Origin of the sequence: Streptomyces sp. YIM 98790 (genome assembly GCF_011421595.1) — a bacterium.
Taxonomy (GTDB): domain Bacteria; phylum Actinomycetota; class Actinomycetes; order Streptomycetales; family Streptomycetaceae; genus Streptomyces.
In genome coordinates this window covers 15,973-30,528 of sequence record NZ_WTLH01000066.1, presented here as the reverse complement: position 1 = coordinate 30,528, position 14,556 = coordinate 15,973, and the positions used below count along the sequence as shown (strand labels likewise).

The window sequence follows — 14,556 nt, the reverse complement described above, 5'->3', positions numbered from 1 at the left end:
GTTCGTGGCGCTGCAGCGGCGGGACCGTCCGCAGGTGGAGACCGCGCTCGGTGCGCTGGCCCGGCTCCACACCCGCGGGCACACCGTGGACTGGGCGGCGTTGTTCACCGGCACCACCGCCACCGTCACCGACCTGCCCACCTACCCCTTCCAACACCAGAACTACTGGCTGCCGCAGGCGTCGTCGGGCGACGTCACCTCGGCGGGGCAGGCGGCCGCGAGCCACCCGATGCTGGACGCGGTGGTGCGCGTCGCCGGGGGCGACGACGTCGTGTTCACCGGCCGGCTGTCCGCGCGGACGCACCCCTGGCTCCTCGAACACGAACTGGGCGGCCGGGCGCTGGTGCCGGGCACCGCGCTGCTCGACATGGCGATCCGGGCCGGCGACGAGGCCGGCTGCCCCGGCGTGGCCGAGATGGTGGTCACCGCACCGCTGATCATCCCCGCAACGGGCGGGGTGCGCGTGCAGGTCGTGGTGAAGGAGCCGCAGGACACCGGGTACCGGCCGTTCGCGATCCACTCCTGCCCGGAAAGCGAGCAGGAATGGACCTGCCACGCCACCGGCCTGCTCGACCCCTCGGCCCCGGAGCCCCGCTTCGCACTGGGCGGCGCATGGCCGCCTCCCGGCGCCGAGCCCGTGACGACGGACGGGTTCTACGACGGGCTCGCGGAGCACGGCTACGTCTACGGCCCGGTGTTCCGCGGACTGCGGACCCTGTGGCGCCGCGACGGCGCCGCCGGCACCGAGTTCTTCGCCGAGGTCGCGCTCCCGGAACACACCGACACCAAGGGGTTCGGGATCCACCCCGCGCTGTTCGACGCCGCCATCCATCCGCGGGTCGTCGCCGCGATCACCGACGCGGGCGAGGACTTCACCCTGCAGCTGCCGTTCGCCTGGCAGGGGATCAGCCTCTACGCCACCGGGGCGCGTGCGCTGCGGGTCCGGGTGGCCGTCGACGGCGACACCGACGGCGAGACCTCCTGCCGGGTCGAACTCGCCGACGAGGCGGGACAGCCGGTCGCCGAGGTGCGGTCGGTGGAGGCACGCCCGGCGCCGGCCGGCGGCCCGGCCGCGGCGGACACGACAGCCGGCTCGCTGCTCGGCGTGGACTGGGTCCGGGCCGAGGCGGCCCCGGACGGGGCCGCCGGGCCGGCCGGGAACTGGGCCCTGCTCGGCACCCGCGGCCGGGAGATCGGCGAGGCGCTGGGGGCGGACCGCCACGAGACGCTGCCGGACGCGGCCGGGGCCGACGTGCTGGTCGCCGTCTTCGGCGGGCAGCCGGACGGCGAGGTCCTCGCGCCGGTGCACGAGACGGCCGCCGAGGCGCTGGAGCTGGTGCGGGAATGGCTGGCCGACGACCGGTTCCTGTCCGGCCGTCTGGTCGCGGTGACCCGCGGCGCGGTGGTGACCGGCGAGGACGCCGCCGCCCCCGATCTGGCGGGCNGGTTCCTGTCCGGCCGTCTGGTCGCGGTGACCCGCGGCGCGGTGGTGACCGGCGAGGACGCCGCCGCCCCCGATCTGGCGGGCGCCGCGGTGTGGGGCCTGCTGCGGTCGGCCCAGGCGGAGCACCCCGGCCGGATCGTGCTCGCGGACATCGACGACGACCCGGCCTCGCCCGCGGCCCTTGCCGCGGTGCTGGCGGCGGGCCACGACCAGGCCGCGGTGCGCGCCGGCACGGTCTTCGTGCCCCGGCTGGCCGGGGCGCGTCCGGCGGGTGTGGCCGGTGCGGAGCCGGAGCCGGGGGACGCGGTGCCGGTCCCGGCGCCGGAGGGCACCGTCCTGGTGACCGGCGGTACCGGCGCCCTGGGCGCACTGTTCGCCCGCCACCTGGTCACCGCCCACGNCCCCGGCTGGCCGGGGCGCGTCCGGCGGGTGTGGCCGGTGCGGAGCCGGAGCCGGGGGACGCGGTGCCGGTCCCGGCGCCGGAGGGCACCGTCCTGGTGACCGGCGGTACCGGCGCCCTGGGCGCACTGTTCGCCCGCCACCTGGTCACCGCCCACGGCGTGCGCCACCTGCTGCTGCTCAGCCGGCGCGGACCGCACGCCCCCGGAGCCGACACCCTGGCCGCCGAACTCACCGCCCTGGGCGCCACCGTCCGCATCGAGGCCTGCGACGCCGCCGACCGCACCGCACTGGCCGCCGTCCTGGACACCATCCCCCCACAGCACCCCCTGACCGGCGTCGTGCACACCGCAGGCGTCATCGACGACGGCATCCTCACCGCCCTCACCCCCGACCGCCTCACCTCCGTCCTGCGCCCCAAGGCCGACGCCGCATGGCACCTGCACACCCTCACCCGCCACCACCCCCTGACCATGTTCGTCCTCTTCTCCTCNTCGTGCACACCGCAGGCGTCATCGACGACGGCATCCTCACCGCCCTCACCCCCGACCGCCTCACCTCCGTCCTGCGCCCCAAGGCCGACGCCGCATGGCACCTGCACACCCTCACCCGCCACCACCCCCTGACCATGTTCGTCCTCTTCTCCTCACTCGCCGGCACGCTGGGCAACGCGGGACAGGCCAACTACTCGGCCGCCAACCAGTTCCTCGACGCACTCGCCCAGTACCGCCGGGCGAACGGCCTGCCGGCCGTCTCACTGGGCTGGGGGCTGTGGTCCGTGGAGGGCGGCATGCAGGCCGGGACCGCACCCGGCGGGTCCGGTCTGCCGCGTCACACGGGTCTGTTGCCCCTCTCCCCGCAGGACGGGACGGCGCTGTTCGACCGGGCCCTGGCGCTGGACCGGCCGGTGATCCTGCCGGCCCGGCTCGACCTGCGGACGCTGCGGTCCGGGCAGGCGCAGCTCCCGCCGATGCTGGGGAACCTGGCCGGCCGCCCGGCCCGCCGGGTGGTCCGGCACGGCACGGGCGACGGGCGGACCCTGGCCGGCCGGCTCGCCGCACTGCCCCGGCACGAGCGGTACGAGCAGGTCGCCGAGCTGGTGCGCACCGAGGTGTCCGCGGTGCTCCGGTTCGGCACGGGCGAACGGGTCAGCGAGAACACGCCGTTCCGGGATCTCNGGGCGAACGGGTCAGCGAGAACACGCCGTTCCGGGATCTCGGCTTCGACTCGCTGACCGCGGTCGAGCTGCGCAACCAGCTGTCCGCGGCCACCGGCCTGCGGCTGTCGCCCAGTCTGGTCTTCGACTATCCGACGGTCTCGGCGCTCGCCGAGCACCTGCTGTCCGAGCTGAGCGGCGACCTGGCGGCACCCGCCGCGGCCGCCGCCGCCCCGGCCCCGGCCACCGGCGGTGAGCACGACCCCGTCGTGATCGTCGGGATGGCGTGCCGCTTTCCCGGCGGGGCCGCCACGCCCGGGGATCTGTGGCGGCTGGTGGCCGACGAGGTGGACGCGATCTCCGGCCTCCCGGAGGACCGCGGCTGGGACATCGAGCGGCTCTGGGACCCCGACCCCGACAAGCCGGGCACCTTCTATCCGCGGGCCGGCGGGTTCATCGACGACGCCGCCGGGTTCGACGCCCGCTTCTTCGGCATCTCGCCGCGGGAGGCGCTGGCGATGGACCCGCAGCAGCGGCTGCTGCTGGAGACCTCCTGGGAAGCCCTGGAGAGCGGCGGGATCGACCCGCAGTCGCTGCGGGGCAGCAACACCGGCGTCTACACCGGGCTGACCGCGCAGGAGTACGGGGCGGGTGCCGGCACGGCCGAGGGGAGTGCCGAGGGGTATCTGCTGACCGGCTCCACGACCTCCTTCGGCTCGGGCCGGATCTCCTACGTCCTCGGGCTGGAAGGCCCCACCATGTCCATCGACACGGCGTGCTCGTCGGTGCTGGTCGCGGTGCATCTGGCCGCGAACGCGGTGCGCAGCGGCGAGTGCGGCCTCGCCCTCGCGGGCGGCGCGACGGTGATGGCGCAGCCCATCGGGTTCATCGAGTTCTCCCGGCAGCGCACGCTGGCCCCCGACGGCCGGTCCAAGGCGTTCGCCGAGTCCGCGGACGGCACCGGATGGTCCGAGGGCGTGGGCCTGTTCGTGCTGGAGCGGCTCTCCGACGCCCGGCGGAACGGGCACCCGGTGCTGGCGGTGATCCGGGGCAGCGCGGTGAACTCCGACGGCGCGTCCAACGGCATGACCGCGCCCAACGGCCCGTCGCAGCAGCGGGTGATCCGGCAGGCGCTGGCGAACGCCGGCCTCGCGCCGTCCGAGGTCGACCTGCTGGAGGCGCACGGCACCGGCACCCGGCTCGGCGACCCCATCGAAGCCGAGGCCCTGATGGCGACCTACGGCCGGGACCGGCCGGCGGACCGCCCGGCCTGGCTGGGATCCGTGAAATCGAACATCGGGCACACCCAGCACGCCGCCGGGGCCGGCGGCCTGATCAAGGCGATCATGGCCATGCGGCACGGCCTGATGCCCAAGACCCTGCACGTGGACAAGCCGACCTCCGCGGTGGACTGGTCCCCGGGCACGGTCCGGCTGCTGACCGAGGCCCGCCCGTGGCCGGAGCTCGACCGGCCGCGCCGCGCGGCGGTGTCCTCGTTCGGGATGAGCGGCACCAACGCGCACATCATCCTGGAACAGGCACCCGGGGAACCGGCCGGCACTCCGGCCGGCACCCCCGTCGAGTCGTCCCGGGCCGCCGCGTCCCGTGTGTCCCTGCCGGCGGTGCCGTGGGTGCTGTCCGCCAAGTCGCCGGAGGCGCTGCGCGCGCAGGCCGCCCGCCTGCTGTCCGTGGTCGGCTCCGACACCGCGCCGGACCCGCTCGACACCGGGTTCACGCTGGCCGGCCGGCCGGTGTTCGACCACCGCGCGGTGCTCGTCACCGCAGGCGGGGCGGAGGCACTGTCCGGGCTGCGGGCGATCGCCGGGGGCGACGCCCCCGCCGTCCGGGACGGCCGGACCGCGTTCCTGTTCACCGGCCGCTCCGCGGACGGACCGGAGAGCACCCTGTACGAGACCTGGCCGGTGTACGCCACGGCGTTCGACGAGACCCTGGCCGGGTTCGGCGGGCCCGGCGATCCGGGCCCGGACGCGACCGCGCTCGCCGCCGAGGTCGCGCTGTTCCGCCTGGCCGAGTCCTGGGGCGTGGTGTTCGGCTGCGTCGCCGGGAGCGGGACCGGCGAGATCGCCGCCGCGTACGTCGCCGGGGCCCTCTCGGCGGCCGACGCCGGCCGGCTGCTGACCGCCGGAGACGGCGCCGGGGTGACGTGCGCCGCACCACGGCTCCCGGTGGTGTCGCTGCGCACCGGCCGGCCGCTCGCCGCCGGCGACACCCTTCCGCCCGGCGCGTCCGGCGCGTCCGGCGCGTCAGGAGAGGCCCGGGGAGCCGGGGTGATCGCCGACGCCGGGCGGTGGATGGCCGAGCAGCGCGTGACCCGGTGCGCCGAGCCGGGCCCCGGGCGGGTGCTGGAGGGCTCGGTGCCGCTGCTCAGGGACGGCCTGCCGGCGGCCCGCGCCGTGCTCGACGGCGTCGCCGAACTGTTCGTCACCGGGGCGGCCGTCGACTGGGCGGCCGTGTTCGCCGGTACCGGGGCCGCCCGTACGGAGCTGCCCACCTACCCGTTCCAGCGCGAGAGGTACTGGCCGGCCCCGTCGGCCGGCACCGGCGGCCCCGAGCCCGGCTCCGCCGGGCACGCCCTGCTCGGCCCGGCCGTCGCGGTCGCCGGCCGGGACGAGCTGGTGTTCACCGGCCGCCTGTCGCTCACCACGCATCCCTGGCTGGCGGACCATGTCGTCGCCGGCGTGCCGGTGCTGCCCGGCGCGGCCCTGGTGGACCTGGCGATCCGGGCCGGCGACGCGGCCGGCTGCCCGCTGCTGGCGGAACTCGGCATCACCGAGCCGCTCGTGGTGCCCGGCCACGGCGGCGTGCAGATGCAGGTCGTCACCGGCGCGCCCGGCGAGGACGGGCGGCGCACGGTGGGCGTCTACACCCGGCCCGCCGCCGACGGCCCGGACACCGACGCCGCGCCGGGGGAGTGGACCTGCCACGCCACCGGCATGCTCGCCCCCGCCGCCGCCGTGCCGCAGGGCGAACCGGCCGCCTGGCCCCCGGCCGGCGCCCGGCCGGTGGACTGGGCCTACGAGGACCTCGCCGACGCGGGCCACCGCTACGGCCCCGTGTTCCAGGGCCTGGAGACCGTGCTGCGCCAGGGGGACGAGCTGTTCGCCGAGGTCCGCCTCCCCGACCGGGCGGCCGCCGACGCCGGCCGGTTCGGCATCCACCCGGCCCTGCTGGAGGCCGCCGTGCAGCCGCTGCTGACCGGCGGCCCCGGGGTCACGCCGGACGGCACGGCCCGGCTGCCGCTCGCCTGGGAGGGCGTTGCCCTGCACGCCACCGAGGCCACGGTCCTGCGCGTGCACCTGACCCCCGCCGGGCCGGACGCGTTCCGCCTCGAAGCGGCCGACGAGGCCGGGCTGCCGGTGCTGACGGCCGACGCGGTGCGGCTGGCCACGGCCCGCCTGTCCCCGGGGGACGGCGCGGCGCCCGCCTCACCGGCTGCCGCCTCGCTGTTCGCCCTGCACTGGACCCCGGTCGGGCCGGTGGCCGAGGAGGAGCCGGAGAGCCTGCTCGCCCTGCTCGGCGACGACCCCGGCGACCTGGCGGCAATGGCGCCGCTGCGGTTCGCGGACGTCAAGGAGGCGGCGGCGTCCTTCACCCCGTGGGACGTCCTGCTGCTCCAGCCGTCGCGGCCCGGCACCGCCGGGGACCAGGTGGCCGCGGTGCACCGGGCCGTGGAACAGGCACTCGACGCGGCCCAGACCTGGCTGGCCCAGGAGGACCTGCCGGACAACCGCCTGCTCGTGGTGACCAGGGGAGCCATGGCCGCCGGGGCGGAGGACGACGTCCGGGACCCGGCCGGTGCCGCGGTGTGGGGCCTGCTGCGGTCGGCCCAGGCGGAACATCCCGACCGGATCGTGCTGGTCGACCTGGACGACGACCCGGCCTCGGCCGAGCTGCTGTTCGTGGCCGCCCAGGCGGGCGAGCCGCAGCTCGCCCTCCGCGCCGGGCGCATGCTCGCACCGCGGCTCGTGCCCTCGCCCGCGAAGCCGGACCCGGCACCGCCGGCGCCCCCGGTCCCCGCGGCCGGCGGCACCGTGCTGGTCACCGGCGCCGGCGGACGGCTGGGTGCGCTGTTCGCCCGGCACCTGGTCACCGCGTACGGGGTGGAGCACCTGCTCCTGGCCCACCCGCCCGGCACGGACCCGCCCGCCGCCGGGCTCCGGGACGGGCTGGCCGCCATGGGGGCGACGGTCACCGTGGCGGCCTGCGACCTGGCCGACCGGGCGGCCGTGCGCGCGATGCTCGCGGACATCCCGGCCGCCCACCCGCTGACCGGTGTGGTGCACACCGAGAACGTCCTGGACGACGGGGTGTTCACCGCGCTGACCGCGGAGCGCGTCGCGGACGTGCTGCGGCCCAAGGCGGACGCGGCCTGGCACCTGCACGAGCTGACCGCGGACGCCCCGCCCGCGCTGTTCGTGCTGTTCTCCTCGGTGGTCGGCATGCTCGGCAGCCCCGGGCAGGCCAACTTCGCCTCGGCGAACGCCTGCCTGGACGCGCTGGCCGCGCACCGCCGGGCCGGGGGACTGCCCGCGGTGTCGGTCGCCTGGGGCCGGATGGTCGAGGGCGGGCAGCCCGGCCTGCGGGTGATCGCCGAGGAGGAGGCGTGCGAGCTGTTCGACGCCGCGCTCGCCACCGGACAGGCCGTGGTGGCGCCGGCGCCGCTCGACCTGCCCGCGCTGCGCCGCGGCGCCGCGCAGATCCCCCCGGTGCTCCGCGGCCTGGTGCCGCAGGGCGCGCGCCGGAAGGCGAGCGCCGGTCCGGCGGCCGACCGGTTCGCGGAGATGACCAGGACCGAGGCCGAGAGGTATCTGCGTGACCTGGTGCGTGCCGAGGCGGCGGCGGTGCTCGGCCACGCGGCGCCGGAGAACGTGCAGTGGGAGGTGTCCTTCCGGGATTCCGGATTCGACTCGCTCTCCGCCGTGCAGTTCCGCAACCGGCTGGCCGAGCAGACCGGGCTGTCCCTGCCCACCACGCTGGTGTTCGACCACGCCTCGCCCGGCGCGCTGGTGGACCATCTGCTCGAACGGCTCGGCCTCACCGACGGGGCCGGCCACCGCTCCGCCCTCGCCGAACTCGACAGGCTGGAGGCCAGCCTGATGGCCCTCCCGGCCGGCCCGGCGGAGGACGCCGGCTCCGCGGACACGGAGATCGCCGACCGGCTGGCCGCCCTCCTCTCCCGCTGGAACAAGGCCCGGGCCGCGGCGCGGCCCGGCGCGGCCGCCGGCACCGGCCCGGCCGACCTGGCCGATGCGACGGAGGACGAGGTCCTCGACTTCATCGACAGGGAACTGGGCCGCTCTTCCGCACACCCGAACCGCTGACCACCAGCCGACCACCAGGAGCCATGGTGAATGCACCGACCCGATACGCCGAAGCCCTACTGACCGGACTGCTCGGCACCTTCGGCCTGGACGTCGAGTACGTCCGGGCGGAGAAGAACACCCTGTACCACCTGGACGACGCCGGCAAGGAGGTGCCGGTGCTCGACCTCCTCGGCGGCTGGGGCTCGCTGATGCTCGGGCACAACCACCCGGAGATCGTGGCGCATGCCAAGGAGCTGCTGGACTCCGGCTGCCCGGTGCACTCCCAGCATTCCGCGCATCCGGTCGCCGACCGGGTCGGCGCGGTGCTGAACACCATCCTCGGCCGTGAGTTCCCCGGTGCCGAGCCGTACTCGGTCATCTTCGCCAACAGCGGCGCGGAGGCCGTCGAGGCGGCGGTCAAGCACTGCGAGCTGGACCGCGCGCTGCGGATGAAGAGCCTGTTCGAGGAGATCGAGTGGAACGCCGGCGTGGCGCTGACCGCGGTCCTCGACGGGTCGGCGGCGCTGCCGGACGACACCTCCCTGCTGCCCGGCGACATACCGGTGCCGGCCACCGCCGAGGATCTCCAGGCGCTGATCGGCGCGGTGGCCGCGCACAATCTCTCCCGGGCGGGGACCGGCCCGGTGTTCTTCGCGCTGGAGCGGGCGTTCCACGGAAAGCTGGTCGGCAGTACCCAGTTCACCTACAACCCGGTGTTCCGGGCGCCCTTCGAGTCACTGGGGCGGGCGGTGAAGTTCGTGCCGCCGAACGACGCGAAGGCCTTCGAGGACATCGTCGCCGAGCAGCGGGTCACCGTGCTGGACCTCCAGGTGGTGGACGGCAGGGTCACGCTCGTCGAGCGGGACTTCCCGGTGGTGGCCGGGCTGATCGTGGAGCCGATCCAGGGCGAGGGCGGCATCTACGGGCTGACCGGCGAGTTCGCCACCCGCATCCGGCAGATCTGCGACGAGGTCGGGTGCCCGGTCGTCATCGACGAGATCCAGACCGGCATGGGGCGCACCGGCGCGTTCTTCGCCAGCTCCCACATCGGGCTGCTCGGTGACTACTACCTGCTGGGCAAGTCGCTCGGCGGCGGCATCGGCAAGACCTCGGCCATGCTCGTCCGGCAGTCGCGCTACCGCCCGGAGTTCGAGCTGGTGCACAGCTCCACCTTTGCCAAGGACGGCTTCTCCACGGCCATCGCCCTGCGGACGCTGGAGCTCCTCGAGGCCGAGGACGGCGCCGCCTACGACCGCGCCGCGGAGCGCGGCGGACGCATCCTGGACATGCTGCGGGAACTGGCCGCCGAGTTCCCCGACGTGGTGGCCGACGTCCGCGGGCAGGGGCTGCTCATCGGGATCGAGTTCGCCGACCAGAGCAACGCCTCGTCCCCGGTCATCCGGGAGAAGGCGCGCGCCGGCCTGCTCGTCTTCCAGCTCGGCAGCTATCTGCATCTGGCCCACCGCATCCGCACCGGCCCGACCGCGAGCGTGCCGAACATGCTGCGGATCGAGCCGTCGATCTACATCACGGACGAGGAGATCGACCAGCTGCGGACCGGCCTCACCCAGGTCTGCACCATCCTGCGCAACCAGGACGCGCTGCCGCTGGTGCACCCGCTGACCGGCGGGCAGCAGCCGCCGCGCGCCGAGATCAGGAACTTCCGGCCGGAGGCGGACGACGCGGCGGCCGCGGCGGACGGGCAGGCCGGTCCCGCCACCCGGAAGGCCGGGCTGGTCAGCTACCCGCTCACCCCGGCCATGCTGCGGGAGTACGACCCCTCGCTCGCCGACCTGGACGACGACCGCCTGCTCGCCTACGCCCGGCGCTCCGAACTGCTGCGGGACCTGCCGGCGTTCGCGCCGGCCCGGTTCACGTCGCCGCAGGGCACCTCGGTGGACCTCACCGTCTACCCGCTGCTGGTGACCCCGCAGCAGCTGCGGGAGTACCAGGTCTCCGGGCAGACCATGCTGATCGGTCTGGACCTCGACCGCCGGGTGCGCCAGGCGAAGGCGGACGGCTGCGACACCGTCGGCCTCGGGTTCGGCCTCGGCGCGGTGAGCGGCCACGGCAGCGCGCTGCGGGTCCCCGGGATCACGGTGACCGCGGGTGGTGCGCTGGCGGCCGGTTCCGCGCTGGAGGCCGCCGAGGGTGCGGCGGCCGGGCGCTTCGGCGGTCTCGACGGGCTGACGGTCGCGGTCGTCGGCGGCGGCGGGCACATCGGGTCGGCCCTCGGCGCCCTGGCCGCCCGGCGGGCCGCCCGGATCGTCCTGGCGGGGAGCGGCCGGCCGGGTTCGGCGGAGCGGCTCCGGGCCGCGGAGCACCGGATCTATCAGGAGGCGTGGACCCGGATCGCGGCCGGCGGGGAGCTGACCGGCATCGCGGCGGCGCTGGCCGACGAGCCGCTCATCGCCGGGTGGCTGGCCGACGGGCGTTCCGGGGAGGAGCCGAGCGGCGCGGCCGTCGCCGCTTATCTCGCCGATGCCCATGACCGGAATCCGTACGTCACCGTGGCCGAAGATCTCTCTTCTCTGCGGGATGCGCACGTGGTGTTCTCCGCGCATTCGAGCCCGGTTCCCGTTCTTGACGACAAGCATCTCGCCGATGAGGCCATTGTTGTCGATCTGGCCTTTTTCGGCACCGGTTCCGAGTCGGCCGTGGCGGACTCCCGCAGCGGTCTACAGTACGTGCGGGGCGGTGTACTTACCGTGCAGAACCCTGGTATTGTGCCAGGCGTCGTCAGCGCCTCCGTGAATTCCGGTGAGTTGTTGGCCGGGGCGGCGGAAGTCATCACCCTCGCGTTGTCCGGCAGCGGTGCGCCGACGGGCAATGGCGCCATGACGTTCGAGCGGGTGCACGCCATTGCCGACCTTGCAAAGCAGCACGGATTCGGGGCGGTTTCCGCCTGACGTCTCCCGAGCGCCAGTCCGCCGGACCATCGGCCGATGGTCCGGCCTGATCAACAGAAGGTAAGTGGAATGTCAGAGTTAGCAGATACCGGGTCGAAGGCGACGGGGGGCGCACCCGACCCTCACTACGCCAACCGCTGGCTGATCCTGGCGGTGATCGGCGTCGCGCAGTTGACGATCTTCCTGGACACGACGATCGTCAACATCGCACTGCCGTCGGCACAGGCAGATCTCGGGTTCGCGGACGGGGACCGGCAGTGGGTCGTGGTGGCCTACGCGCTTGCCTTCGGCAGCCTGCTCCTGCTCGGCGGCAGGCTGGTGGACCTCATCGGCGCCAAGCGGTCGCTGATGGTCTCGATCGTCGGGTTCGGCATCACGTCGGTGCTGGGCGGCGCGGCCAACGGCTTCGCCATGCTGGTGACGGCGCGAGCGCTGCAGGGCGTGTTCGCCGCGCTCGTCGCGCCGGCGGCGCTGTCGTTTCTGCTGACCGTCTTCAAGGACCCCAAGGAACGGGTCAAGGCGTTCGGGATCTACGGCGCGCTGGGCAGCGGCGGGCTCACGCTCGGCCTGCTCCTCGGCGGCGCGCTGACGGACTGGCTGGACTGGCGCTGGTGCCTGTACGTCAACGTGATCTTCACGGCGGCCGTCTTCGTCGGTGCGCTGCTGACGATGCAGAACCGGCAGGCCGAACACCGTCCGGAGAAGCTGGACCTGCCCGGCACGGTGACGGCCTCGGTCGGCCTGTTCTGCCTGGCCTACGGTCTGTCCAACGCCGACGACGGCGAATGGGGCGGCGTGGACGTGTGGGGCTACCTCCTCGCGAGCGGGGTCCTGCTGATCGCGTTCGTGCTGTTCGAGCTCCGCTCGCGGAACCCGCTGCTGCCGATCCGGATCGTGCTGGACCGCAACCGGGGCAGCGCCTACCTGGCGATGTTCCTGCTGGGCATCGGGCTGTTCGTGCAGTTCCTGTTCCTCACCTACTACCTCCAGCTCATCCTGGAGTTCTCGGCGATCCAGAGCGGTCTGGCCTTCCTGCCGATGATCGTGGGGATCGCGATCGGCGCGACCACCATTCCGCCGGTGCTGGAGCCCAAGCTCGGGGCACGGATCCTGATCCCGGCCGGCCTCGTGGTGGCCGCGGTGGGATCGTTCTGGCTCAGCCGGCTCACCACCGAGAGTTCGTACGCCGGCGGCATCCTGGTGCCCGCCTTCATCGCCGGCGTCGGCTTCGGGCTGGTGGTCTCCCTCGGTGCCGCGGTCGCCACGGTCGGGGTCCAGCAGGAGGACGCCGGCGCGGCCTCGGCGCTGGTCAACACCGTGCAGCAGGTGGGCGGCTCGATCGGCACCGCGCTGCTCAGCACCCTGGCGATCACCGCGGCGGACCGGTTCATCGAGGGCAAGACGCCGACCCCGCAACTGGCCGCCGAGGCGTCCGTGGAGAGCTACACGACGGCGTTCTTCTGGGGCTCGGTGGTCTTCCTCGCCGGTGCCATCGTCTGCGGCCTGATGTTCGACCGCTTCGTGACGGTGCAGTCGGACCCGGAGGTCGGTGAACCGGCCGCCGTGCCGGGCGTCTGACCGGCAGCACGCCACCCGGACCCGGCCGCCGGCTGGTACTTGGTTCCCAGTACCAGCGTGGCGGCCGGGTTTTGGGTTCCCGGCGCTGGGATTCCCCCGCCGGGGTGGATTGACTGGGCCGCACAACGTGGTGCGGTGCCCTCCCCGTTCGGGGGCGGCCCGCGGCCCGCAATCGAAGGAGGACTTCGTGACAGCAGTGGCCGGTGAGCGGGTGGACGGGACGACCGGACCGGCGGTCGACGCGGCGGAACTGGTGACGCGTGCCCGCGAGCTCGCTCCGCTGATCCGCGAGCACGCGGTGAAGACCGAGCAGGACCGCAGGCTCGCCGAGGAGGTCGTGGTCGCGCTCCGGGAGGCGGGGCTGTTCCGGCTCACCACGCCGACCCGGTTCGGCGGCTACGACCTGCAGATGTCGGACCTTCTGGCGATCGTCGCGGAGGTCGGCAAGGGGTGCGGGTCGACCGGCTGGAACCTGTCCATCGACACCGCGTCGACCCGGTTCGCGCTGAACGCGATGCCGGAGACCGCGCTGTCGGACATGTTCGAGGGCAACCCCGACGCCTATGTGATCTCGACCGCCCACCTGACCACCACCAAGGCGTACCGGGCCGAGGGCGGATACCGGATCACCGGCACGTTCCCGTGGAGCTCGGGCTGCGAGATCGCGGACTGGGCCTACATCCCGGTGGTGCACATCCACGACGGCGACGAGCAGACCAATGACCTCGTGGGCGTCGTGGTGCCGATGAGCGAGCTCCGGATCGAGCGGACCTGGCACTCGGCCGGCCTGGCCGGTTCCGGCACCCACACCGTCGTGGCCGAGGACGTGTTCGTCCCGGAGCGCCGTGCCACCCTGTTCAGCCTCACGGACCTGGTGGGCGAGGACGAACGGGACAGCATGCTCATCCAGGGCAGCTCGCAGTCGCTGGCCGCGATCGTGGGGGCCGCGCAGGGCGCCCTGCAGGTGGCCAGGGAAGCCCTGGACAAGGGGCGGCCGATCACCTACGTCAACTACGCGGCGGCCGCCGAGGCTCCCTCGGTGCAGATGTGGTTCGCCGAGGCGACGCATCTGATCGAAACCGCCCACCTGCACCTGGTGGAGATCGGCAAGTCCCTGGACGGGATACCCGAGACCCAGCAGATGCCGTGGGCCGAGCGGGCGCGCATCCGCATGCACCAGCGGTCCGCCCAGGAGAAGTCCCGGGCGGGCGTGGAGAAACTGCTCGATGTCGTCGGAGGCAGTTCCTTCGCCCTGTCGAACCCGCTGCAGCGCCTCTGGCGGGACATTTCGGTGATGAGCCGGCACACCGCGCTGAACGCACCGATCATCCTCGAGGACTACAGCCGGGCGGTGCTTGACATTCACCCGTCGGTGACCCTGCTCTACTGAGGTCTTCGCGCAGAGGTCCCCGCCGAGGCGTTTCCGCGCTCCTTCCGCGCTTCTTCCGAGCTTCTTCCGCGTCGGGTTCCAAGGAGCACTCCGCGACCATTCCGCGGGCCATTCCGGGGGACGTTCCAGCGTCATTCCACCGGCCATTCCGGACGGCGTGGCCGCTCTTCTCCTCCACTTCGTGCGTCGGTATTGCTGGGCAGCCCGGGACAGTCCGGTCCATGGGCCGCCCGGCAATACCGATGCACTTTTTTCGCCGCGCCCGGCGCCGCCGGCCGCGATTGTTTCCGGCCACCAGATCCGGCGCCGGTTTTTGGGCCCATGAAACAAGCGTTCGGTCGTCGCACATTGTTGAC

Annotated in this window: 5 protein-coding genes and 3 pseudogenes; all 8 read left to right on the top strand. The window is 74.1% G+C overall.

Annotated elements, in window-relative coordinates; all coding sequences use genetic code 11:
- Positions 1 to 229: 229 nt before the first annotated feature.
- Positions 230 to 1,009: pseudogene (locus GQS09_RS30980) on the top strand (polyketide synthase dehydratase domain-containing protein); the annotation flags it as partial.
- Positions 1,010 to 1,462: 453 nt separating this feature from the next.
- A pseudogene (locus tag GQS09_RS30975) lies at positions 1,463 to 2,304 on the top strand (KR domain-containing protein); the annotation flags it as partial.
- A 35-nt stretch (positions 2,305 to 2,339) separates the two neighbouring features.
- Positions 2,340 to 3,077 (top strand): beta-ketoacyl reductase, encoded by a 738-nt coding sequence (locus GQS09_RS29440; RefSeq protein ID WP_399552503.1) that lies wholly within the window; start codon positions 2,340 to 2,342, stop codon positions 3,075 to 3,077.
- Positions 3,074 to 3,121: pseudogene (locus GQS09_RS30970) on the top strand (hypothetical protein); the annotation flags it as partial. The gene GQS09_RS29440 and the pseudogene GQS09_RS30970, both read left to right, overlap by 4 nt.
- Positions 3,122 to 3,280: 159 nt before the next feature.
- Positions 3,281 to 8,341, top strand: coding sequence for a type I polyketide synthase (locus tag GQS09_RS13565; RefSeq protein WP_243761395.1), 5,061 nt, complete (start codon positions 3,281 to 3,283; stop codon positions 8,339 to 8,341).
- Positions 8,342 to 8,364: 23 nt separating this feature from the next.
- Complete coding sequence (locus GQS09_RS13560) at positions 8,365 to 11,232, top strand: aminotransferase class III-fold pyridoxal phosphate-dependent enzyme (protein WP_243761391.1); 2,868 nt, start codon at positions 8,365 to 8,367, stop codon at positions 11,230 to 11,232.
- 69 nt (positions 11,233 to 11,301) lie between these two features.
- Positions 11,302 to 12,810 carry an MFS transporter gene (locus GQS09_RS13555; RefSeq protein ID WP_165986302.1) on the top strand — a complete coding sequence of 503 codons (1,509 nt, stop codon included), beginning with the start codon at positions 11,302 to 11,304 and terminating at the stop codon, positions 12,808 to 12,810.
- A 187-nt stretch (positions 12,811 to 12,997) separates the two neighbouring features.
- A complete protein-coding gene (locus GQS09_RS13550) occupies positions 12,998 to 14,200 on the top strand; it encodes an acyl-CoA dehydrogenase family protein (protein ID WP_165986301.1) in 1,203 nt (400 codons plus the stop codon).
- The last annotated feature ends 356 nt before the right edge of the window (positions 14,201 to 14,556 follow it).

Bases quoted from the DNA above. Each gene is read 5' to 3' on its own strand.
- GQS09_RS13565 (WP_243761395.1), top strand. From the start codon at position 3,281: ATGGCGTGCCGCTTTCCCGGCGGGGCCGCCACGCCCGGGGATCTGTGG.
- GQS09_RS13560 (WP_243761391.1), top strand. From the start codon at position 8,365: ATGGTGAATGCACCGACCCGATACGCCGAAGCCCTACTGACCGGACTG.
- GQS09_RS13555 (WP_165986302.1), top strand. From the start codon at position 11,302: ATGTCAGAGTTAGCAGATACCGGGTCGAAGGCGACGGGGGGCGCACCC.